At 69.0% G+C, this 25,291-nt stretch carries 6 protein-coding genes; 3 read left to right on the forward strand and 3 right to left on the reverse strand.

From position 1 onward, the window contains the following. The first annotated feature begins 114 nt into the window (after window positions 1-114). On the forward strand, window positions 115-990 hold the full coding sequence (locus KIK15_RS03910; protein WP_214242795.1) for a DUF559 domain-containing protein: 876 nt from the start codon (window positions 115-117) through the stop codon (window positions 988-990). Window positions 991-1,192: 202 nt separating this feature from the next. On the opposite strand, the gene KIK15_RS03915 is transcribed toward KIK15_RS03910, so the two are convergent. After that, on the reverse strand, window positions 1,193-2,707 hold the full coding sequence (locus KIK15_RS03915; protein ID WP_374222807.1) for a sugar transferase: 1,515 nt from the start codon (window positions 2,705-2,707) through the stop codon (window positions 1,193-1,195). A 142-nt stretch (window positions 2,708-2,849) separates the two neighbouring features. Here KIK15_RS03915 and KIK15_RS03920 point away from each other — a divergent pair, with 142 nt between their 5' ends. Then, window positions 2,850-3,392: a YdcF family protein gene (locus KIK15_RS03920; protein WP_307851720.1), complete on the forward strand. Its 543-nt coding sequence runs from the start codon at window positions 2,850-2,852 to the stop codon at window positions 3,390-3,392. A 255-nt stretch (window positions 3,393-3,647) separates the two neighbouring features. Further along, a complete protein-coding gene (locus tag KIK15_RS03925; RefSeq protein WP_214242796.1) occupies window positions 3,648-4,766 on the forward strand; it encodes a lipase family protein in 1,119 nt (372 codons plus the stop codon). Here the strand turns inward: KIK15_RS03925 and KIK15_RS03930 are convergent. Both KIK15_RS03930 and KIK15_RS03935 read right to left on the reverse strand, forming a co-directional pair. Then, window positions 4,763-6,709, reverse strand: a complete 1,947-nt coding sequence (locus KIK15_RS03930) for a DUF4012 domain-containing protein (RefSeq protein ID WP_214242797.1) — start codon at window positions 6,707-6,709, stop codon at window positions 4,763-4,765. The two genes, KIK15_RS03925 and KIK15_RS03930, sit on opposite strands and share 4 nt — an antisense overlap. A gap of 27 nt (window positions 6,710-6,736) precedes the next feature. Then, a complete protein-coding gene (locus tag KIK15_RS03935; RefSeq protein ID WP_214242798.1) occupies window positions 6,737-25,246 on the reverse strand; it encodes a non-ribosomal peptide synthetase in 18,510 nt (6,169 codons plus the stop codon). Window positions 25,247-25,291: the final 45 nt, after the last annotated feature.

Raw genomic sequence — 25,291 nt, forward strand, 5'->3', positions numbered from 1 at the left:
GGAAGATCCCGTCGACTGGGCGGAAAACCGCAGCTCTGAGGGCTTGCGGCGCGAGTTGTCCACAGGCCGTCGAATCGAGTGAAACCAACTACGCCTCGCCGACGTCCCATTGGTATGACTTTCACACCACACGAGTTCTGGGGACCGAGCGCCCACCTGTTCCGGTCGAGCGAGCTGATCGAGCCGAACCACGGCCTCCGTCGGATCCATCGCGGCGTATTCGCGGACGCGACTGCGCACCTCGAGGCAGTGGATCTCATACGAGCCGCGGTCATGCGGGCCGGTCCGGGCGCAGTGGTGGCCGGGACCAGCGCGGCCATCTTGCACGGCACGCATTACGTAGAGCAGACCGATGTCGAACTCCTTCGCGACCTCAAAGGCCAAGGGCGGAACTGTAATTCGGTCCGAATCATGCGCACCGACGGGCTCGCCCCCGAGGATGTCACCACCGCGCAGTCCATGGCGGTGACCAACCCGATCCGCACTGCATATGACCTGGGCCGACGCTTCCCGGACTGGCTGGCGCTGGCCCACCTCGACGAGCTGACCGCAGTGACCGGAATGGACCTCAAACTGCTGTGGGTCTATATCCGAGATCATCCGCGATCACGCGGGATCTGCCAGGTCAGAGAGCTCATCAGGTGGATCGATCCGCTGGCCGAGTCTCCGGGTGAGAGCTGGCTGCGATACGTGATGATCAAGGATTCACTGCCCCGACCCGAGTTGCAGATCGAGTTGCGCGACCGCACCGGGCGGGTGTTCGCCCGACTCGATCTCGGGTACCGCCGCTACAAGGTGGCCGTCGAGTACGACGGCGTCAACTACCACTCGACGACCGACCAAGTCGCATACGACGAGCAGCTGGACCGTGCCGCCGAGGCGCTCGGATGGATCGTCATCAGGGTGACCGGCGCCGAACTGGCCTCGGATCCGCATGCGGTGACCGCCCGGATTCGCCGCGCGCTGGAGGGCAGGGGGTGGAAACGGTGATCGGCGGGTCGACTTCCGCCCACTCGACACCGATTACCGCCCACCCGACACCGATTACCGCCCACCCGACGCCGGTTTCCGCCCACTCGACGCCGGTTTCCGCCCACTCGACGGGTCAGGTGAGCCAGGTGGCCAGTCGGGCGATCATCGGATCCAGCTCGGCGTAGAGCCCGTCGAAATCGTGGGCCGGCCCCGATATGTCTCAGTAGGCACCGTGGCGACCAAGCACCGCGCGAGCGGTGCGCCACAGGATCATCGCATCGGACATGATCGACCAGTTCTCCACGTAGGTGAGGTCCAGGCGCACCGATTCCTCCCACGACAGGTCCGAGCGCCCCGACACCTGCCACAGACCAGTCATTCCGGGGCGCACCAACATCCGCCGCACGATGGGACCGTCGTAGGTCTCCACCTCGCAGGGCAGCGGCGGACGCGGGCCCACCAGACTCATCGACCCGCCGATCACGTTGAACAACTGCGGCAGCTCGTCGATGCTGTAGCGCCGGATGATGCGCCCCACCCGGGTGACCCGTGGGTCGTCGCGGATCTTGAACAGCGCGCCGGCCCCCTCGTTCACCTCGGCGAGGTCGGCCCGCATGGCGTCGGCGCCGGTCACCATCGACCGGAACTTCCACATGGCAAAGGCAATGTTGTTCACACCCACGCGCTCAGACTTGTAGAACACCGGCCCACGCGAGTCGAGTTTGATGGCCACCGCACACACCAACAGCAGCGGCGACACCGCGATCAACAGTGCCAGCGCGCCCACCCGGTCGACCGCCGCCTTGACGAACTTGTTGGCCCCGTTGTAAGTGGGTTTGTCGATGTGCAGCAGCGGCAAACCCGCGACCGGACGCATGTGCATGCGGGGGCCCGCCACGTCCACCACACCTGGCGCCACCAGCATGTCGACGTCGAGACCCTCTAGTTCCCAGGACAGTTCACGCATCGCCGAATGCCCCAGCGCTTCGGCTGAGGCGACGGCCACCACACCTGCCCCGGCCCGCGACACCACCTCGCGCACTTCACCGAAGTGCCCGAGTATCTCCACGACTCGATCGCCGACGGTCAACGGGCTCAACGGATCCGGATGGTCTGCGGGCACGCACACCCCGATCACCTCGTAACCCAGCCCCGGCATGCTGTGCAACCGATCGATCAGCGGCAGCGCCGAAAGGACCTCGCCGACCACCACCACCCGATCGAGATCGAGGCGGCGCCCACGGCGACGGTTGAGGTGTCCGCGCCACAGCCAGTGCGAGGCGATCAGCCCCACCGTGCCCACCGGCAGCGCGATGGCGATGTAGATGCGGGCGATCCCCAGGTCGAACAGCAGGTCGGCGATCGCCAGGGTGCCGAACACCCCGAAACATGCGGCCACGATGCGCGCGTATTCGGTGGGACCGGAGGCGATGATCCGACGATCCGTGCACTGCCGGATACGCAGAGCTGCCACCCACGCCGCGATCAGAAGGAGACTGACCACCCACACCGGAACGTGTGAGCGGCCCAACCTCTCGTCGAAGGACACCGGCCCGTAACGCAGGAACTGAGCCCCCAGGACTGCAGCCACGATGACCACCACGTCGGTAGCCCAGACCGAGCGGATGTAGCGAGACACCCACGACTGCGGACTGCTGACCCGCGATTCGATGTCACGTGACCGCGACCGCCGTCGATCGTGAGGTCGCGTCTGCGTCAACTCGTCATGGGTCACCGTGCGAACCTTCACTCCTCCTGTACTGGCGTGAAATCTACTCCTCGACTGCCCGTGGCATGGCCGGGGTCGCACAGTCGGTCACTGTGACGTGCGGCGGCCGACCACCACGGGCGAGAAACGATCGCTATCGTGAGTCCTCGTGATCGCAATCGCGAGGAGGCTGGTGCTCTGGGGCCTGCTCGTGGTGCTCCTCATCGGTGCGGCGGGCCTACCCGTCTACGTCTATCCGGTGGCCGCCGACAAACCACACCGCTCCGACGTGATCATGGTCCTCGGTGGGCGCCAGGACGGACGTGAGCGCTACGCGATCTCACTGGCCGAAAAAGGCCTCGCGCCTACGGTTCTCATCTCCAACCCGTACGGCACCGATGACGCCTACGCCAATTCCATTTGCGACGGCACGTATTCGGTGCGGGTGGTCTGTTTTGCCCCCTCGCCCACCACCACTCGCGGGGAGGCCCGTTACCTTCGCGCCCAGGCCGCCATCCACCACTGGCGATCGGCGATGGTGGTCACCTTCACCCCGCACGTCGCGCGCGCTGAATACATCGTCGGCCGCTGCTTCACCGGCGATCTGCGGGTGATCGACTATTCCCCGCATCTCTCGCCGTACTACTGGGGCTATATGTACCTCTACCAGACAGCGGGTTTCGTTCGGGCATTCGCACAGGATGGCTGCTGACCCTCTCGCCCGTTTTGCCTTTGTTTGCCGGACATTATCCAAATCCGCGTGAACATTATTGGGACACAACACTTTGCGTACACTGAGTGGCACCATCTGCCCGGCCAGAGCCACCTGGCCGCCTCGGAAAAGTCGTGGGACGCCGCAGATGGACATCAGTGCCACAGCCAGCATCAGGGGAAAATCGTGGTCATCACGACGAAATGGCATCGCGGTCTCGTCACCGCCGTATCGATTGCAGTTGCCTGCGTATTCGTGCTCGGGACAGGTTCAGCTTCGGCCGTCTCCGACACGCCGCTGCCCGCCTCGACGCTGCCCACCCCAGTGGGCACCTCACCGGTGGCGCGTGGCGCCATCATCGGGCCCACCCAGGATCTGACGTGGATCGACAAGACCACTGTCTCGCTGGCGAAGTTCGCCTCGTACAGTTCGACCGATGCCACCCGCGGTTCCGCGGTGACGGTCACCGGTTCGTTCGTGATCCCGCAGGGCACGCCACCTCCGGGCGGATGGCCGGTGGTCGTTATCGCTCACCCCACCATCGGGCTGACCAACAATTGCGGCATCCCCAACCTGCCGGTGGCCGCCTACGTGGCCCTGCCCATCGTGACTCCGTTCACCTCGCTGGGGTACGCCGTGGCGATTCCCGACTATGAAGGACTGGGCCCCAACGGAACCCATCGTTATCTGGACCCACGTGCCGCGGCGTACAACGTGATCGATGCCGTCCGAGCGTTCGGCAAGCTCTCACCTGCGGTGTCGAAGCGATGGCTGGTCGTCGGAAACTCCCAGGGTGGCCATGCGGCCTGGGCCGCAGACGAATACAACTCGCTCTATGGGCAGGGTCTTTCCATGGTCGCAGCGGTGGCGATCAACCCCGTGGCCAATGTAACCGCTTTCCCCGCACTGGCCGCGGCGGGTCGACTCTCGGCCAATCAACGTGCCCTCGCGACGGCTCTCGCGTATGCGGCAGTCCAGTCGTCGAACGGCACCTTGACTCTCAAGCAGCTCATTCCTGGCGTCACCCAGGATCAGATCACCTCGTTGATCGGCTGCGGACCTGATCGACCCGCCGTGGCGGCGAGCATCACCGCGGCACAGGTGACCCCGGCCGACTCCTCCGCGGTCACGTCGTATCAGGCGGCATTGAGTCGGCTGGCGCTGCCCCAGCGCCGTCTGTCCGTCCCGCTGCGGGTCATCCAGTCCGATCGTGACGACGTGATCCTGCCGTCCTGGAACACTTTTGCGATCCGAGCGGCGCGAGCCGCAGGCGGCTCGGTGTCCCAGCGGGTGCAGGTGGGCGGCGACCACCAGTACGCCAAGCTCGACGCAACCGACTTCGCCTGGATCGCAGGCGTTTTCGCCCAGCGCTAGCGGCAAGCAGGAAGGTCAACCTGCACTGTCGGCTTGTCGACCAAGGGCTGCACCGGAACCAACGGTGCACCCTTGGCCGAGGTCGGCTCCAGCATCTTGATGACCACGGTGGATGTCTTGCCCGGCAGCGTGGTCACCTGTGCCGAGGCCCGGCGGTGGCCGCGTTCTTCGCCGACCAGATACAGCACGGGTTGACCGTTGAGGGTCATGTTGGCCACCTCCGACCCAGCAGTGGCCAGCAGGGTGACCTCGGACAGCATGGTGCCCTTGCGCAGCTTCAGTTGCGGGTTGCCCAAGCCGCCGATCACGTACTCGGGCAACGTCAGATCGGTGACGGTGTTCTGCAGTGTCACCGTGATCGTGGTGATGCGGGTGGGGCCGGAGCCACATTCGGGTCCGGTGTAGGTGATGGAACGCCGAAGGTAGTAGTCGATCTTGTTGCCGGCGAGGTTGCCGATCAACACCTCGGCGTACGGACGGTTCGTCTCGGTCACCTCGTGCGCCAATCCCGCCTGCCGCAACACGTTCTGTTCGTCGGCACGGGCGCTGTAGACCATCAGTCGCCGTTCGAGCACCGCCCGACCCAGCGCTTCGAGCACCCCGGCGGTGTTGCCGCGCGCCGTCGACACCTTGCTGATGGCTTGCGCGGCGATCTCCTGCAGAAAAGCCTTACGCGCCGGGTTGTCCCCACCGAACCGGCGATATGACGACGACAACGTCACCTCCACCACGTTGGCCCCGGTGATCTGCTCGCCCGAGGGCAACACGATGGGGCCGGTCGCGGTGAGCAGATAGCTCAGCGCGATCGGGTCGGCGGCCACCGCACCGTCGAGCCGCTGCCCGGATTGCTGCTGCCACATCGACATCCAGATCTGCGCCGCATACGGGAAGTTGCCGCTGATGTTGCTGTTGCGCGAATCGGTGTAGGGCCGGCTGGCCAGGTAGTTGGAGTCGAAATCGGCTCCGAGGTTGATCGGACGCGCCGGAGCCCGCAGCGTCGAGTTGGGTCCCAGCTTGTCGACGGTCACCTTGCCGCCGCGGGCGCTGAACACCGCGTACGCCCCCAACAGTCCTCCGGTGCCGCGTGATTCGGCCGGGGTCTGGAACCCGAAGAAGTATCGGCGTGGCTCCTGCCTGCCCAACATCGGTGGCAGCAGGCGCGCGGCATAGTCGGTGCCGGCGACGAACCGGTTGAGCTTCACCAACTGCGTCACCAGTGCGTCGCGGGCGTTGGCGACTGTGCCCAACCACGATGGATCGATCCCGGACGCACGGGTCTGCAGACGCGCGGCGCTCGCCGCGATCGGGGCCAGCTCGGGTTGGGCCGCGGCCAACGCATCGACGTTGATGCCCTTGTCGCCGCTCCGCAACGTCTCGGGATTCAACGTGTCGGCCAACGCCGATGTGGGAGTGAGGACGTCGGTAGCCACGTCATCGACCACCCCGGCGATGGCACCGGCGGTGGCCAGCGGATCACCGAGGTAGGGCACCGCCGCGGCGGCCCGGAAAACCATGTCACGCGTGCGGGCGTGGGCTGTCCGCGCCGCCGAGGATGCCTGCGCAGCTTGCGCTTTGGCAACACCCACATCGCCGGCGAGGATGGCCTGGCGGGCTGCGTTGGCGTGGGTGCGAGCCGACTCGAGGTTCGTCTTCGCCGAATACGTCAGATAGCCCAGGTAGGCCCCGGCGATGAGCAGCAACCCGAGGACCACGGCGACACCGATGAGGACGGGGCGGCGACGTCGGCGCCGCATCGCGCCAGTCGCCGGCTGCCCGGCACCCACATCAAGGACGCCATCGTCGGATCGGGATCCATCGGAGCTGAGTTCACCAGGGCTGGCCTCTTCGGGGCTGGGTTCATCAGGGCTGGATTCTTCAGGGCTGGATTCTTCGGGGCTGGGTTCGTCGGGTCGGGATTCATCCGAGCCGTACTCGTCGGTCATCGCCACTCCCTGTTGTTCGGCCTCATGTCACTGTTCAACCCCACCCAGCCCGCCCGGCCCACCTCCGGCCGAGAGATCCAGAGCGGCAAGCATCTCCCCGATCTTCTTCATCGCTTCCCACTCGCCCATCTCCGCGTGATCCACTCCGGACGACACCGCGATCATCGATCCGCCCACGTGCGCAGCCCAGCGCTGTGGGTTCGGATTATCCTGCGCCGCAACGTAAACCGTAGAGGTAGGGGTGGCCGACCCGGGGGTGTCCTGCCCGGCGGCCTGGATCAGCAGGTTGACTCGGCGTAGGTAGTCGGCATAGCGACGCGCGTCGAGCGCCTGCAGCAGGCTGGCCACCTCAGGTTCAATGCGGGCGGCGGTGCGGGTCGCGATCTCGTCGGGATGCCGGGCGTCGAGCAGCACCAGCAGTTCCACCCGTTCGGCGAGACGCTGCAGCCGCTGCGCCATCGCGTGGGCGAGCTGTCCACCCACCGACCAGCCCAACAGCCGGTACGGACCGTGCGGCTGACGCCGCCGCAGCGTGGCCAGATGCGCCTCGGCCAATGCACCGATGGTGGCGGGCATCGGGAGATCGGGATCGACGAGTCCCGGAAGTTGAAGCCCCAGTATCGGTCCGGGCAGCGTCGAGACCAACGGGGCGTAGTTCCAGGCCAATCCGCCGCCAGAGTGCACGCACCACAGCGCGCCGGGAGACACCGATTCGTCGACGGGCACCGCGCGGGGACCCGTCTTGGTCAGCTCAACCACCGCAGCCAGAGCGTCGGGGGCCTGATCGCCGGCATCGATGGCGGCGGCCAGTGCGGCCGCGGTGGGGTGCACGAACACCGCGGCCACCGCCACGTGCGCCCCCAGGCGCTCCCGCAGCCCCACGGCCACCCGCGCAAGCTGCAGCGACGTGCCGCCGGCCGCGAAGAAGTCGTCGTGTACTCCGATATTACTGGCGTCCAACACCTCTCGGAACACGTCGAGTACCGCGGCTTCGGTGGCCGTGACCGGCTGACCACCAGCCGGGCTCGACCAGTCCACCGCGGGCAATGCGGCCACGTCCAACTTGCCCACCGGGGTGCGCGGTAGCTGATCGATCTCGATCAGCCGGGCCGGCATCGACGTGGACGGCAGCAGTCGCGCGGCCGCTGAGCGCAGCCGGGCGAGGTCGCGTCCGTCGGTCGGCGCCACTACGTAGGAGACCAGCACCGCACCCAAGGGGCCGGCGCTCACCACGGTGGCAGCGTCACGAGCCCCCACCCGACGCAGCACGCTGTTCACCTCACCGGGTTCCACCCGCACGCCGCGCACCGTGAGCTGTTCGTCCACGCGGCCACAGAACTCCAACCCACCGGTGGTGGTGCGCACCCGATCACCGGTGCGATACATGCGACGACCACGTGGTCCGGCGACGAAACGTGTTGCTGTCAGCGCGGAATCACTGTAACCCTGCGCCAACGCCGGACCGTGCAGGTACAACTCGCCCACCGTACCGTCGGGCACCGGCCGCAGATGCGTGTCCAGCACGCTCACCCCGACATCGGCGTACGGCGAGCCGATCAACACCGACCGCTCGGCCACCACCGGCCATCGGGTGGCGAAGATCGTCGCCTCGGTCGGTCCGTAGACGACAAACACCACCCGCCCAGAAGACCAGCGCTCCAACAGATCTCGCGACATCCGTTCACCGCCCACCCACACTCGCCGCAGACGCGGCAACTTCGCGGGGTCCAGGCTCGACAGCACCGTGGGGGTGAGGAACATCGCGGTCACACCGAGTCGTGCCAACTCGGCCGTGCCCACGTCGCCGCCGACCAGGCCCGGTGCGATGACCGACAGCCGGGCTCCGGATCCGGTGGCCAGCAACACATCCAGGATGGCGGCATCGAAACTGGTGGCCGACATCATGGCGACCCGGTCCAGCGGGGTGAGCGGGAACTCGTCGGGATCGGTGAACGTCGACAGACCTCGATGCGTCACCCACACCGGGTTGGGCACCCCGGTGCTACCGGAGGTGAAGACGAGGTAGGCGGGCGCATCGACCCCGGTGTCCACCGGCGGCTGCGGGGTCACCGCATCCAGTGCACCCGGATGCACCGGTATGTCCACGCTCACCCGCCCGGCCGCGAGGTCCCCCAACGGATCTCCGATCACCACCCGGGCGTCCACGGTCTCGAGCATCAGGGTGATCCGCTCAGGCGGATAGGCGGGATCGATTGGCGCATACACCGCGCCGATCCGCACCACAGCCCACAACGCCACCAGCGAGCGCACCGAGCGCGGCAACAGCACCGCCACCGGCTGTCCCGCGCGAACACCGTGCGCACGTAGTTCGTTGGCGATCAGCCAAGACCAACGGTCGAGATCACGGTAGGTCAGGGTGAGGGTGCCGTCGTCCACGGCCACCGCAAACGGATGCTCGGCCACCGCCGCGGCCAGGATCGATCCGAAGCTGACCGGGGTGCGTTCTGGTTCGGCCAGCAACGACAGCGACTGCAGGTCGGCCTCGTCGTCGGTGCGCAGGTCGATCGCGTCCACCGGCGCGGCCAGGCCCCGGTCGGTGATCTGGGTGAGCGCGCGGCGCCACCGGTCGGCAAACACGGCCACCGTCGACCGGTCGAACAGCGACTCGGCGTAGCCGAACGCGACGGTCATCCGACCGTTGAGCGGGTCGACGGTCACCGTCACCTGCAGGTCGAATTCTGATGCGGGACTGTAGATCTGCGAATCCGAGCTCTCGGCACCGGACTCAGCAGATCCCACGCCACCTGCCAGTTCCACTACCGACAGCATCACCTGCACCAACGGATGGCGCCCGGCATCACGGGGAACGCCCAGCGCACCGACGATCTCGTCGAAGCCGATCAGCGCGGCATCGAGTGCGGCGGCATCGGTTTCACGCACCAGAGCCAGCAGCTCACCCACCCGCAGGCCTGGACGCAGCCGGGTACGCAAGGCGACGGTGGAGACGAACATGCCGACCATGTCGCGGGTCTCGGGTTGGCTGCGCATCGACACCGGGGTCCCCACCAGCACATCGTCGGTGCCCGCCCACACGCTCAGCGTCAACGCCAACGCGGCGTGCAGCACGTGGAAGTCGGTCACCCCCGCCGAGCGGGCGGTGTGGGCGATCATCGCCATGGTCGCCGAGTCCAGGTCGAGGGTCACCAGTGCGGTCTCCAACGAGCGCTCGGGCAGACGCACCGTGTCGGTGGGCAGCTCCAACACGCCGGGGTGACCCTCGAGAGTTCGCCGCCAGAAGTCGATCTCACGGTCGCGACGAGTCTGTCCCACTGAGCCCGAATGCTGCGAATCGGCGTCCGCGCCGGGTTCGGCGAGATCCCACTGGGCTGACTCCCACACCGCGAACTGCGGGTAACCCACGGCCAGGGGCGTCAGCCAGCGCCCGTTCAGCGCGGCGGTCAGGTCTGCGGTCAGCAACGGTACCGACTGGCCGTCCATCGAGATGTGGTGCACCACCACCACCAGCACACGGTGCGGATCGGTGCCCACCACCGCGGCCCGAACACCGGGTGTGGTGGTGATGTCAAACGGTTGGCGCACCAACTGACGCACGGCCGCAACGGGATCCACGTCGGCGGCCACCTCGGTCACCTCCAGTTCCAGCCGACGCAGCACCTGTGCGCGCGGTCCGTCGGGGGTGTCGGGGTAGACGGTGCGCAACGGCGCGTGGCGATCAGCCACCGCGGCCACGGCCGCGCTGATCGTGGCCGGCGACACCCCGGCGGGTAGCGCCACCGCCACCGGGATCACGGCCGGCGCCATCCGGGCGCCACCGACCTGTGCGCGTTCGGCATCGGCAGCGAGTCGGTCGACAAACCACATGCGACGCTGCGCAGACGTGAGCGGTAGCAGGGTGCCCGGCGGCGGCGCGGCGATGCTGCGCAGACCCACTTCGGCTGCAGCCGTGGCCACCTCGTGGCGTACCGCACGGGCCAGACTGCGCGGGGTCGGGTGGTCGAACACAGCGGACACGCGAATCGTGGTGTCCCAGCGGCGCGAAAGCACCGACACCACCTGCGTCGCCGCCAGCGACGATCCGCCGGCGGCGAAGAAGTCGTCGTCGGGACCGATCGCAGCGGGGTCCACCCCGAGTACGTCGGCGAACACCGCGGCCACCCCGTCGACCATCGCCGGATCCACACCGTCGGCACGCGCCATCGGGATCTCCGAACCACTGATGCTCGCACCGCCCTCTCCGAGGGCATCGGGGTCTACCACCGCCGGGGCCGCCGCGCTGCGATACGGGAACGGCGCGTCGGGGTTGGTGGCCGCCGCACCCAGCAGAGCCATCAGCTCGTCGATGAAGTCCTCGGCGATGTCGGCCGGCACCGCTCCGGAGTGCACCAGCGTCAACGACAGCGGTCGACCCGGCATCTGACCGATCACCACTTCGAGATCGAACTTGGCGCCCAGCAACGCTTCTGGACCTATCACCGGCTCCACCGACACCCCGACCACGGTCGGCGGCATCACGTCTCCGGACAGAGCCGCGACCTCCTGGCGCACCAGCAGCACCGAGATCAGCGGGTCCTGGCGACCGCTGTGAGCGGGTTTCACCGCGCGGGCCACCACGTCGTAGGGCAGCTCATCGTGTGCCGATGCGGCCAGATCGGTGTCACGGACCCGCTTGACGGCGTCGCGGATCGATTCCCCGGACCGCGAGATGGTCCGTAGCGCAATGGTGTTGACGAACATGCCCACCACCGGCTCCCAGGCGGGATCGCTTCGACCGAGCACCGGTGCACCGATGACCAGATCGGGTCGGCCGGTACGGTTGGTCAGCAACCCGGCCAACGCGGCATGGGTCACGTGGAACAGCGACGCCGAGGTGTTGTCGGCCAACGCCTTGAGACCGGCCGCCACCGACTCGTCGAGGGTGCGGACTGTGCGGCCACCTGGTCCGATGGCGGTCTGCGCTGGGGCCGTGCCGGGCAGTCGGACCGGGCTGCCCACGCCCGCCAGGGTGCTGGTCCAGAAGTCCAGGTGCCGTTGGTATTCGGAGAATGCATCCTCGGGGTCGCCGAGGCGCCGCAGTTGCCAGCGGGTGAAGTCGGCGTAGGTGAGGTCGGTGTCGCGGGGCCGATCGGTACCCCCGTGATAGCCGGCGGCCAGGTCGGCCAACAGCGTCCGCATCGACCAACCGTCCACGGCCACATGGTGGATGGCCATCACCAGCACCCAGTGACGATCGGTGTCCCAGACCACGGTGCCCGCACCGGGGGCCTCACTGCCGATGTCCTCGCCACCGGCGTCGGTGCGCTGGCCACGCTCGGGCACCACCTGTAGCACCACCGCCCGGAATCCCGGCTCGGACACCAGGTCGAAAGGCGCGGTGATGATCTCGGCGACCGCGTTGGGCACCTCCGATTCGCTGACCGAGCGCACGGGTACCGCAACACGCTGCGCCGGGCGCACCACTTGCCGTGGGCCGTGCGGCGTCTCGGGGAACACGGTGCGCAACGTCTCGTGACGGACCGGCAGCTGCGCCACTGCACCGGCCAGCGCGGCCGGGTCCACATCACCGGCGACCTTCAACACCAACGGCACCGTGTACGCCGTGGACATCGGGTTCATCCGATGCAGGATCCACAGTCTGCGTTGCGGATACGCCAACGGCAGGTCGGCTGGTGTCGGCATGTGGTCGGGCCGCAGGCGGGGCGCAGTGGCCAGGTCGCCCTGGAGCACCGCGGCCAACGCGCCCACCGTGCGGGCATCGAAGAGGTGGCCGACGGTGACCGCGCGACCGGTGCGATCGCGCAGCCGGGCGATCACGCGGGTGGCACTCAAGGAGGTACCGCCGAGGGCGAAGAAATCTGAGCCGGTGTCCAGGGTGGACGGCGAGATGCCGATGACCGTGGCGAATTCGGCAGCCACCGCCCGTTCGTAGGGGGTGACCGGTGCCGTTCCGGCCGCCGCCCCCAGCCGGGTAGGGGTGGGCAACGCAGCCCGATCCACCTTTCCCCCGCCGGTGCGCGGCAAGTCGTCGAGCACGCTGAACACCGTCGGCAGCATCCGCCTGGGTAGCAGCGCGCTCAACTGTGCGGTGAGCACCTCGCTGGACACCGACCGCGATCGGTGCGGGGTCACCGCCGCACCGGATGTATCAGGATCGGCTGAGACCTCCTCGCCCACAGGTCGATCCGCGTTGCTCGGCACCACCCACGCCACCAGCACGTCGTCGCCGCGCGGGGTGGGATGCAGCCCGACTGCGGCGTCGGAGATCTGGGGCAGGGACGTGATGGCGGCCTCGAGTTCGGCCGGCTCCAACCGCACCCCACGTAGCGTCAGCTGAGAGTCGGTGCGGCCGTGAATCACCAGGTGGCCATCAGAACCTCTGCGGTGCACCACATCTCCGGTGCGATACATACGCTCCCCCGACCCGAAAGGGTCGGCCACGAACCGCGAGGCGGTGCGATCGGACAATCCCAGGTAGCCCCGGGCCACCGCGCGGCCCGCGATGTACAACTCGCCCACGGTGTCATCGGCCACCGGACGCAGCCGCTCGTCGAGCACATACACCGACACCCCGTCGAACGCCGTGCCGATGCTCACCGGATGCGCACCCACCGCCGTGTCCCCGGTGACCGCGACGGTGGTCTCGGTGGGCCCGTACAGGTTGACCATCCGACGACCTCGAGACCAGTTGCGCGCCAACGTCTCCGGCAGGGCCTCACCGCCCACCACCAGGCTGGTCACCGACGGCAGCGAACCGGTTTCCATGGTGGTCAGCACCGACGGGCTGGTGAACAGCACCGATACGGTGGCCCGCTCGATCAGCTCGACCAGTTCCTCGCCGCCGATCACCTCCGGCGGGCACACCACCACCGCAGCGCCGACGTGGAAGGCCGGCAGCAACTCGATGAGGTGGGCGTCGAAGGTGGTGGCGTAGTTGTGCAATACCACGCTGTTGGCGGTGATGCCGGTGGCGGCCACCGCAGCATCGATGAGACCAGACAGACCGGCGTGGGTCACCAGCACCCCCTTGGGTGCCCCGGTGGACCCGGATGTGTATGTGAGATAGGCCAGTTCGTCTTCTCGAGTGGGTGCGCGGGTCACCCCTACGTCATCGGAGATGACGTCGGTCTCGATGGGCAGCCACCGACCGGGCAGATCTGCGGGCACCCCGGTCCGGTCGTAGATCCCCAGCACGGGGGCGGCGTCGGCGATGATCGCCTGTCGACGCGCCAGCGGATCACGCACGTCGAGGTGGACGAACGCGGCGCCTGCGGTGGCCACGGCCCACATGCCCAGGATCGACCACGGCGACCGCGACCCGTGCACGGCCACCACGTCGCCGCGGCGCACGCCGGCCGCGATCAGGTTGCGCGCCAACTGATGTGCCTGCGCCAACAGGTCCCGGTAGGTCAGGGTGTACCAGCCCGACACCCCGTCATCGTCAGCGTGGTGTCGACGCGGGGGCACCGCCACGGCCACCCGATCGGGGTGCTCGCGCACCGCGGCCTCCAACAGTTCACCGAGTCCGACCGGTGCCGGGTGCGCCGCGGCAGGCACCGGACGCGGCGCGGCGAGCAGCACCGCGACCGGCGCCTCGGGTGCGCTGGTCGCGGCAACAAGCAGCGTGGCCAGCTCGTCGAGCAGGCCTCGAGCGACCTCCGGTGACACCACGCTTCTGCGGTGGACCAGACCGATGGTCAACCCCGCCTGATCGTCGGATGAGCCGACGAAGAAGTCCAGTCCGAATCGCGCCTGTGGTCCGGGGAGCGCAGCGCGCAGCTCCTCGAGCTCGACACCCCACACGGCACTGCCCCCGGGCCGGTGTTCCTGACTCAGGTCAGCCAGGAACACATCCCAGATCGACTGTCCCACTTCGACAGTGGCGGGATCCAGGTACCCGGTGACCGCACTCGACGACAGCTCGGCGTGGGCGAATGTCTCCAGGTCGTCTGCGGTCACCGCCGCCAGCACGTCGCCGAACCCACGCTCGAGGTCGATGCGGGTGCGCAGCGGCACCGTGTGGGCGAACATGCCCACCGTGCCCACCAGGGCCTCGTGCACGCGGCCCGAGGTGGCGGTCCCGATGACCAGATCGTCGGTGGCGCCCCGCCGGGCCAGCAGACTCGCCAGCGCGGCGTGCACGGTCATGAACAACGTCGAGTGGTGGGCGGTTGCGAAGTCGGACAGCTTGGCTCGGGTGTCGGCGGGCAAGTCGATCGAGACGAACTCGCTGTCGTCGATGTCGGTGCCGATGGTCACCGGCGACCGCCAGGTGACGCCGGGCAGACGCAGGGGCGGCACCGGCGTGGCGAATCGACCTGACCAGAACTCCCGCAGCTCCTCGGCGCGTACCCGCGTCAGTTCGGCCAGCCACTGTGTGTACGAGCCGAAGTCGAGCGGCGCTGGACCCAGGGAGCCGGGGCCGGCGATCTCGGCGGCCAACTCGTGTTCGATGATGGCCAACGACCGACCGTCCACGGCGATGTGGTGCACCACCACACCCAGGATCTGCAGATCAAAGCCATCGATGTCGAAAACGCCCATCCGCCAGGGAATCTCGGTGGGCAGGTGGAACGGGCGACCGATCATCGTCAACGCCTGCGCGACATCGGAGGCCTGACGCGGAATGAGGTCGACGGCCACGTCGTCGACCTCCCAGAGCAACTGATACGGCCCGTCGGCATCCTCGGGGTAGCTGGTACGCAACGCGTCGTGACGCGCCATCACCGTGCGCACCGCCCGCTCCAACCGTTGGGCCACATCGTGGGTGGCGGGCAGCGGCACCGCCGCAGCCAGGTGATATCCCGTGTCGGTGGGATCGATGCGCCACAGCAGCCAGAACTCTCCCTGCTGCGGGGTGACCGGCAGCCGGTCTGGACGCGGGCGCGCCTGCAAGACCGGAAGCGCCTGTGCCGCACCGGGCTGCGCCTGATCGATCAGCCCGGCCAGCATGGCCACGGTGGGGTTGTCGAAGATGTCGCGCACGCTGATCACGGTGGCCCGCACCGACAGTGTCGAGGCCAACCGCGCCGCCGACAACGAGTTGCCGCCGACATCGAAGAAATTGGAGTCGGCACTCAACGCCGATGACTCCAGCCCCACCACTGCAGCGAAGGCGGCAGCCACAGTGCGCTCGGCCCCGATCATCGGTGGGCGTCCCCCACCCGATGAGGAGGCCAGCGCCAGCAGCGCATTGCTGTCCAGCTTGCCCGAGCTGGTCAGCGGCCATGCTCGCACCACGAACACCCCGGCAGGCACCAGATGGGCCGGCAGGGTGGCCGCACACAGCTCCCGCAGCCGACGGCCGTCCAGCGGTGTCGGAGTGGAATCGGTGGCGATGGACCCGGTGGGACCGGTCACGCTGTGGCCGATGACGAATGCCACCAGCACCTCGTCGCGGGGACGCGCACCCGGGCGCAACAGCACCCGCACATCGGCCACGCCGGGATCGGCACGCAACGCCGAGGCCACCTCACCCAACTCGATGCGGTAGCCGCGCAACTGGATCTGCTGATCCACTCGGCCCAGGTACTGGAACACCTCAGCACTCAGGCGCCGGGCGTGATCGCCGGTGCGATACATCCGCCCGCCCGCCGGACCAAACGGTGCGGCCACGAACCGTTCCGAGGTCAGCGCGCTGGCGCCCAGGTAGCCATGTGCCACCTGCGGACCAAGCGCATACAGCTCGCCGCGTGCACCGACGGGTACCGGGCGTAGCCGACGGTCCAACACCACCAGGCCCACCCCCGGCAGCGGCCGCCCCACGATGCTGCGCCGGTCGGCGGTGTCCACCTCGCCGTGGGTGAGGTGCACGGTGGTCTCGGTGATGCCGTACATGTTCAGCAGCGTGGCGCCACGCATCCGAACCTGGGCGGCCCGCAACGATTCCGGGGTCACGGCCTCGCCCCCGAACACCACTGTGCGCACCGCGGCGTACCGCGCCGGGGGCACCTCCAGGTCGGCCAGGCGGGCGAACGCGGTGGGCGTCTGGCTCAACACACTGACGCGCTCGCGCTCCAACAGGTCGAGCAACGACTGGGGATCCTGGGCGGCGTCGGAGTCGACGGTGACCACGCGACCACCGGACACCAACGCGCCGAACACCTCCCACACCGAGAAATCGAACGCCGGTGAGTGAAACCACGACCACACGTCCGAGCGGCCGGGGGAGACGACGGGCAGCGCGGCGTCGAGCATGGCGGTCAGGTTGCGGCGGCTGACCACCACGCCTTTGGGATCGCCGGTGGAGCCAGAGGTGTAGATGACATACGCCGGGGCACCACCGGCGATGGCACCCATGCGACCGCGACCCGATCCACGCCGGGCCGCCTGGATCACCAGATGCTCACGGCCACCGGCGATCTCCACGGTGTCCGTCGCGTAATCGGGCCCCTGTGCAGACTCGGTCTCGGTCTCGGTCTCGGGGTTCGGCGTCGCGGGAACCTGGGCGTCGACGGTGATGGTCACCACCGGGTCGGCGGCCGCCAGCAGGGTGGCCACCCTGTTCTCGGGGTAGACGACATCGATCGGGACGTACCCGGCACACGCGGTCATCACAGCCAGCAACGCCACCACGGTGCCCGTGGTGCGACCACCGATCACCGCGACGAGGTCACCGACGCCCACCCCGTGCGCCTGCAGGCGGTCAGCCACTTCCCGCACCGCGCCCAGCAGTTCGCGGTAGCTCATCGTCGTCGCGCCGTCCACCACGGCGATGCTGTGGGGCGCGCTCACCGCGTTCTGGGCGATGGCCGCGATCGGGTCGCCGATGGACGATCGCACACTCAACGCACCCGCAGCGATCGGCTGCGGATCGACCAGGCCGGGAATCGGTTGGTGCAGCGGCGATCCGGCCATCAAACCGATCGCCTCCACCAGTGCCTGCAGGATGCGTCCGGCCAACGCCACATCCACCCGCCAGGTACCCACCACCAGCGTGATCGACAGTGCACCGCCCGACCCGGAGTCGGTCACGCTGAACTCCAGCGGCACCCGAGCGTGCGGAACCAGCAGAGGGGTGACCGACCCGTTACGCCCGATCATCGATGCGGCCGCGTCGGTGGGAAATCCGAAGGCCAACAACACGTCCAGGTACGGATCGGTGTCGCTGGTGCGCGCGGGCGCCAGGGCCTCGACGAGGCCCTCATACGACAGCGTGCTGTGTGCCACCGCTTCGCTCAACGCGGTCACGCTGGCCCGCAAGGTCTGCGACAAGCTGGCGTTCGCGTCGATCCGGCTGCGCAACAACACAGTCCGGACGTACATGCCTACACCGCCGAGCTCGTCGGCGGTGTCGCGGCCGGCCGTCGGGGTGCCGATGACGATGTCGTCGCTGCCGGTGAACACGGCCAGCGTGTGCGCCAGCGCCACATGCACCACGTGGAAGACGGTGCTACCGGTTGCCGCAGCACAGCGGGACACGGCCTCCCGGGTGGCGGGGTCGATGGTGGCCTGCAGGTGATCAGCCGGTTCGGGATCGGAACGATCGGTCGGCGCCCACCCCGGGGTGGGCAGCGACAGGTGCAGCGGTGCATCGGCGAGAGCCTGTGTCCAGTAGGCGATGTCGTCGGTGTGATCGGCGGCCGCCAGTCGTTGCGCATGCCGGTGATAGGGCACTGCTGCGGCCGCCCACCGCGGTGCCAGACCCGCCCGCCTCGCCTGCAGGGCGTGGTGGAAGTCGGCGGCCATCAGGTCCAGCGACCAGCCGTCGGCCACGATGTGATGGGCCACGAACACCGCGGCCGAGCGCACCCCGGCGGCGCCGTCGACTGTGAACAGCGTTGCCCGCCAACCCAGATCACGCTGCAGCTGGAACGGGACCACGGCGGCTTGGGCCGCCGCGCGACCCAGGCCCGCCGCACTGACCCGCCGCGGATCGGCGGTGGCGGCGATGATGCGGGTCCGGGCGTCGTCCACCCGCAGCACTCGTGCGATGGGCGCACCGGCTCGCTCCGAGACCACGGTTCGCAGGATCTCGTGGCGGGCCACCAGATCGCCGAGGGCGGCCACCATCACATCGCGGTCCAGTTCCTCGTCCAACTCCACCAGCACAGGTAGGTGGTAGACGGTGGAGCGGGCATCGATGCGGTTGAGGATCCACAGCCCCTGCTGCTGCGGGCTGGGCACATAGTCCAGTGGCCCGTCGTCGCCGTGACCGGCGGTGTCCTCCCGATGCCCGGGCAGTCGCACCGCGGTCTCGGGCTCCGGTGTGGATTCACTTGTTTGCGAGGACGCTTCGGCCTCAAGGGCTGCGGCCAACGCGGCCAGCGACGGTGTGCCGACGATGGTGGCCACCTCCACCGGCCGGCCGGTGGCCTGCCCGATCACCACCGCCAGATGCATGTAGGTCAGCGAATGGGCACCCAGGTCGGCCAACGATCGCTGCGGATCGACCTCGGCCGGGTCGATGCCGAGCACCGTGCCCACCGCCGCCAGCACCGCACCGGGCACCGGGGCGGCGGGGTCGAACACCACGGGGCTGGTGTGGGGGGCCGGTAGGGCGGCCATGTCCACCTTGCCGCTGGCCGTCAGCGGCCAGGTGTCGACGTCGACGAAATGGGTGGGGATCGCGTAGGCGGGCAACGTCTGTCGCAACGCGGCCCGGGCCGCGGCAACATCGAAGGTGCCGTGACTGCTGACGTAGGCGACCAGTTCGGCGCCATCGAGGCGCTCGCCGGTGCGGGCGATCACCTGCGCGTCGGTGACCCGCGGGAGCGCGCGCACCGAAGCGGCCACGTCGCCGAGTTCCACCCGGTGGCCGCGGATCTGCACCTGCGTATCGGTGCGCCCGCCGTACTCGAGGTAGCCGTCGGCGGTGCGCCGCACCATATCTCCGGTGCGGTAGCGCCGCACACCCTGCGGTCCGGCCACGAAACGTTCGGCGGTCAGGTCGGTGCGGCCGTGATACCCCAGCGCCAGATGCGGTCCGTGCAGGTACAACTCGCCCCAGGTGCCCACCGGGACGCTGCGCAACCGGTCGTCGAGGATCTCGGCCCGCATGCCGTCGAGCAACACGCCCGCGATCAGCGAACGGGGGTCGGCCGTGTTCACCTCGGCCGCGGTGGCGTGCACGGACACCTCGGTGATGCCGAACATGTTGTGCATCCGCACATAGGTGCCCAACACCGACGGGACCGCATCGAATCGGGCCGGCGCCAGTGCCTCGCCGCCGAAGACGAGGTGGCGCAACCATAATTGGCCCAGACCCGGCGTGTCTGCCTGGGCCACCAGCTGCGCGGCCAACGGACCGAACGCAGACGGCGTCTGGCTGAGCACGCTCACCCGGTCGGTGCGCAGCCGGTTGCTCAGGGCCGCAGGGTCGGTGAGGATCGGGTGCTCGATCAGGGCGACGGTGGCACCCACCCGCCAGGCCCCGAACACCTCGAACACCGCGAAGTCGAAGGCGAGTGAATGGGTGCAGGAGAAGACGTCGGAGGACTCCGAGCCCAGGTACACCGCGGTGGCGTCGAGCATCGAGACCACGCTGCGATGGCTGACCGCAACACCTTTGGGTCCTCCGGTGGAGCCGGAGGTGTAGATGACGTAGGCAGGCGCGTCGGCGGGTACCGGCACCGGGGTGAACAGCGGTGCCGACGGATCCAGCGGGGCGCCGCTGTCGCACATCACCTGCGGGTAGCCCACCGGGATGACCGCCGGTGTCTGCGGCGAGACCAGCACCGCCGACACCGCCGCCTCGGTGAGGACGGTCCCGATGCGCACCGCAGGCGCGGTCATGTCCACCGGGACGAAGGCCGCCCCAGCCATCAGCACCGCGAGCTGGGCCACCACCGCGTCCACACTGCGTGGAAGCGCCACGGCGACAGTGCTGTTGGGTTGCACCCCGGCGACCACCAGCCGCCCGGCCACGGTGCGCGCCACGGCGTCGAGTTCGGCATAGGTGTGCCGGCGGGGGGTGCCGTCGGCGCCCAGCCCGTGCACGGCCACCTGTTCAGGATGCACACCGACGCTGCCGGACACCACGTCGAGCAGGGTGCGCCCCGACCGGCCCGCCGGGGTGGGTGCAGTGAGCACCCCCACCCCAGCCACCAGCACCTCGACGGTTGCGGAGGTGTCGGCGACGGCCACGGCCAGCGCGTCGAGGTAGGTCTGTAGCAGCCAGGCCGCGGTGCCCACCGACACCGTCGACACCTGATGGGTGAGCGTGACGGCCAGGCTGTCGCCGGTGCGATCGATGTTCCACTGCAACGGAACCCGTGGATCGACGGCCGACTCCTCGGTCACCTCGATGGTCAACCCGTCGACGGCGAGCTGCCGGTGATCGGTCTCGCGGAAACTCAACAGCACATCGGTCAGCGGCGCCTCGTTCAGATCGCGATCCGGTTGCACCGCCCGCACCACCTCGGCGAACGGCAGGTCGCCGTGCAGCTGGGCTTGGCGTGCGGTCTGCGCGGCCGCGGCGGCGATGTCGGCGATGGTGTCGGTGGGCGCGATCACCGTGCGCAGCACCACCGGGTTGACGTACATGCCCACCGCCGGGCGGGCGTCCAGGCGGTCGCGGCCGGCGGCGGCAACCGCGATCCACACGTCGTCCACCCCGGTGTGGCGCGCCTCGACCACCGCCAACACCGCGTGCAGCAACCCGAAGGTGCTCACACCCAATCGTGCTGCGGTGGAATCGATCTGATCGGCCAGCTCCGGCGACAAGAGCGCGGCCTGGGTGCCTGCGGCGGCGGTGGGCACGTCATACTCGCGGCGCACATCGGTCGGCCGCCGGGGCCGTGTCGTGCGGCCGGCGAGCTGAGTGCGCCAGTACTCACGCTGGACGCCGGCCTCGCTGTCCCGATCCTCGACATCACCGAGCCAGGCGGCGGTGACCAGGGTGGCGTCGGCGTACGGCAGCGCCGCCTGCGACCACTGCGGGACGTGGCCGTCGCGACGAGCCGTCCACGCGGTGATGGCGTCTGCGGTCAGCACTGCAGCCGAGGCGTCGTCGACGAGGATGTGATGGGCGGCGACCACCACCTCGACCCCGCCGATCGAAGACTCAGAAGTTCTGTCGCGCAGCATGATGCGCAGTGGGATACCACCCACCGGGTCCACCACCGCAGCGCCGAGATCCGCCCCGGTCAGGTCAGTGTCGGTGACGATGATCTGCGCGCACGCGGAGTCGACGTCGATCACGTCCTGCCACAGCTGCCCGGAGGTCTCGTCGATGCGCAGCACGGTCCGCAACACCTCATGGCGCGCCACCAGATCGGCGATCACCTGTGCCACCACAGCCACCGACAGGCCCACTGCGGTGAGAGAAATGCTGCCGCGCAACACATTCACCTGTGACTGTGGATCCAGCCGATGCTGAGCCACCAACGCCTGCTGCTGTGCTGAGGCCGGCGGGTGTTCGGGGCGGATCGGGGACAGAGGCGTCATCCCGGCGTGTGCCTGCACCGTGTCTGCCAGCTCACGCAGGGTGGTGGCGGTCAGCACGTCGCGAACGGAGATGAAAGCCCCTGTGCGCCGGGAGATCTCCGAGGCGATCTGCGCGGCGTTGAGCGAGCTGGCCCCCAGCTCCACGATGTCGGCGAGCATCGAAGGGCGTCGTACCCCGACCACCGAGGAGACCACGTCGGCGACCACGAGCGCGGCGGTGCCCGACGGGGCCTGATACGTCACCTGGGATTCGGCAAGCGGCAGCTGCGCCAGGGCGTCACGGTCGATTTTGCCGCTCACCGTCACCGGCATCGACTCGATCACCACGATGCGCGCCGGCCACATCGCGGGCGGCAGGTGTTCGGCCAGGTGCCGTCGCACCGACGACCGCAGTGCCACTGCAGCGGTCACCTCAGCCGCCGCACCGACCGCCCCGCCGATGTCTCCAGCCCCGCCCATCACATCCGACCCGGACCCCACGACGTAGAGGATCAACGCGTCGTCGACCACCACGGCCGCGGCTGCGATCACGTCGGGATGCCCGGCCGCGGCGGCCTGCACCTCCGACAGCTCCACCCGCACCCCACGCACCTTCACCTGCGCGTCGGCCCGGCCGAGGTAGCGCAGTTGTGCTGCGGCCGGTTCACCGTCCCAGGCCACCAGGTCGCCGGTGCGGTACATGCGGGCACCGGCCACACCCCACGGGCACGGGACGAACCGGGTGGCCGTGGCGGCGGGGTCGTCGACGTAGCCCAGAGCCAGGGCGGCCCCGGCCAGATACAGTTCGCCCGCCACCCCCACGGGCACCGGTCGCAGTGCGTTGTCCAGCACATATGCGGCAAATCCGGTGATCGGCGTCCCGATCACCGACTCCACGGCCCCGGCCGGGACGGTGGCGTCGTCGGCTCCCACCCGGGCCGCGGTGGCCATGATGGTGGTCTCGGCGGGACCGTACAGATTGCGCAGGTCAACCCGCTGCCCCCAGCTGCGCGCGAGGTTCGCGGGCAGCGACTCACCCGCCGCCATCACGATGGTGAGTGTGCCACCGGTCAACGCGTCGGGGTTCATGGTGGCCAACACCGTCGGGGTGATCACCAGGTGGGTGATCGCGTTGCGCCGAGAGAACGCCACCAACGCGTCGCCGGTGGGCGTCTGCAACGGCGCAGGCACCAGCGTGGCGCCCAACGCCACCGCCAGCAGATGTTCGAAGTAGGCGGCGTCGAAGGTGGGTGCAGCCAACTGGGCCACCCGCGGGGCCCGCACCCCACCGCGCAGGCGCACCGCCATGTCGGCGGCCAACGCGGCCAGACCACGGTGGGTGACCGCGACACCCTTGGGAGCACCGGTGGTGCCGGAGGTGTACACCAGCCAGGCGGTGTCGTCGAGGGCGGGTCGCGCCCGGACCGCAGGCCCGGCGGGTGCCAGGTCCTCGGGCACCAGCCAGTGTTCATGGCCCACTGCGCGCCGCAGCGTGGTGCGTGCGGTGGTGATCACCAGGTCGGGGCGGGCGTCGGCGATGATCGCCTCGATGCGGGCGGCAGGCTGGGCCGGATCGATCAGCAGGATGGCGGCACCGGTGTGGGCCACCGCCCACAGATACCGCGACTGCGACAGTCCGCGACCGGCCACGATGGCCACCACCGTGCCGGCTCGGGCACCGCGCTGGGCCAGCCGAGCAGCCAGGTCGATGCTGTCGGCGGTCAGCTCCCGGTAGGTCCAGGCGCGCGCACCGGCGTCGGTCAACGCCACGGTGTCTGGAACGCGCGCGGTGGCCGCGGCCAACAGATCGGGCAGCACGCACGGACCCGGCGCCGGTGAACCCACCCGGTTCAGCAGGGCCTCGGCTTCCCCAGGGGCAAACAGGTCGAGGTCGTCGACTGCGGTGTCGGGGGCCTGGGCCAAGGCGCGCGCCAGGGTGGCGATCAGTTCGATGATGCGCCGGTGGTGGGCGGCGGCCTCGGTGCGGGTGTAGCGGTGGGGGTTGGCGTCGATGTCGAGGTAGAGGGTGGGTTCGGCGCCGGTGTCGCCGTGATAGACGGTGATGGCGATGTCGTCCACCGGCCCGGTGGACAGCACTCGCACGGTGCCGACAGCCGCACCGAACTGCACGCTGGGAACCACCAGCATCAGGTTCACCACCGGTCCGGCCACCACCGCGCCGGCCACCGGGATGCCCTGGGCGGCAGCATGATCGGCGCGGATGTCCTCGTAGCGGTAGCGCTGATGCCGCAGCGCCCCCATCAGCGAGGCCGAGGTGGCGGCCAACGCGTCAGACACCGTGGCCTCGGCGCTCAACGCGGTGCGGATGGGCACCACGTTGGACACCGGTAGCGGCGTGGTCCGCAGCGCGGCGGTGGTTCGCGCCGCCACCGGCAGCGCGATGGACACGTCGCGGCGACCGGTCATCCGCGCGAGGTAGACGGCCACGGCTGTGCTGATGATGGCGGGAAGGCTGGTGCCTGCTGCCTTTTCAGCGGCGGTGAGGTCGGCCGTCTGAGCGGCGTCGATGGTGCCGGTGAGGTGGTGTGCGGTGGGTGCCGGTGGTCCCCATCGGCGCGACAGGCTGACCGTCTGCGCCAGGTCGTCGAGTGTGTCGGCCCAGTACTTGCGGTCGCGGCGACGTCGCGGCGAGGTCAGGTAGTCGGTGTCGGCGGCCAACGCGCCGGCCAGATCGGCCGGCGGCGGGAAGTCGGGCTGGTCACCGGCCATCCGCTGGGTGTAGCACTGCGCCCATCTGTTCATGTAGTGCATGGCGGCACCACCGTCGATGGTCATGTGGTGCATGCAGAAGTAGAGGAAGTGCCGCTGGTCGGACAGTCGCAGGATGGCCACCGTGGCCAACCGGTCCGACAGCGGGTCACGCGGGCGTGACCAGTCCGCGGCCATCCAGTCCTGCGCCGCACGCAGCGGATCGGGCTCGTCGCCGAAGTCGATGGAGGTCAGGTCGTCGGACAGCGTCGGGTCGTAGACCATCACCACGTCGCCGTCGACGCGTTCGAACCGCAGGAACATCGCCGCCATCCGACGGACGAACACCCGACCCACCTCCAGCGACACCTCGAGGTCGAACGGACCGACGAGGTCGAGGTAGTGGGCGATGTTGAGTGGGTTCTTGGGCAGCGTCTCCTGGACATGCAGGAGCGCCTGCTGAGCGCAGGTCAGACGTTGGCGCAACTCATGTGACAGGTCAATCCCCTCCGACTCAATGCCCTGAGCCGA

This window comes from Williamsia sp. CHRR-6, from assembly GCF_018474015.1.
GTDB lineage: Bacteria > Actinomycetota > Actinomycetes > Mycobacteriales > Mycobacteriaceae > Williamsia_A.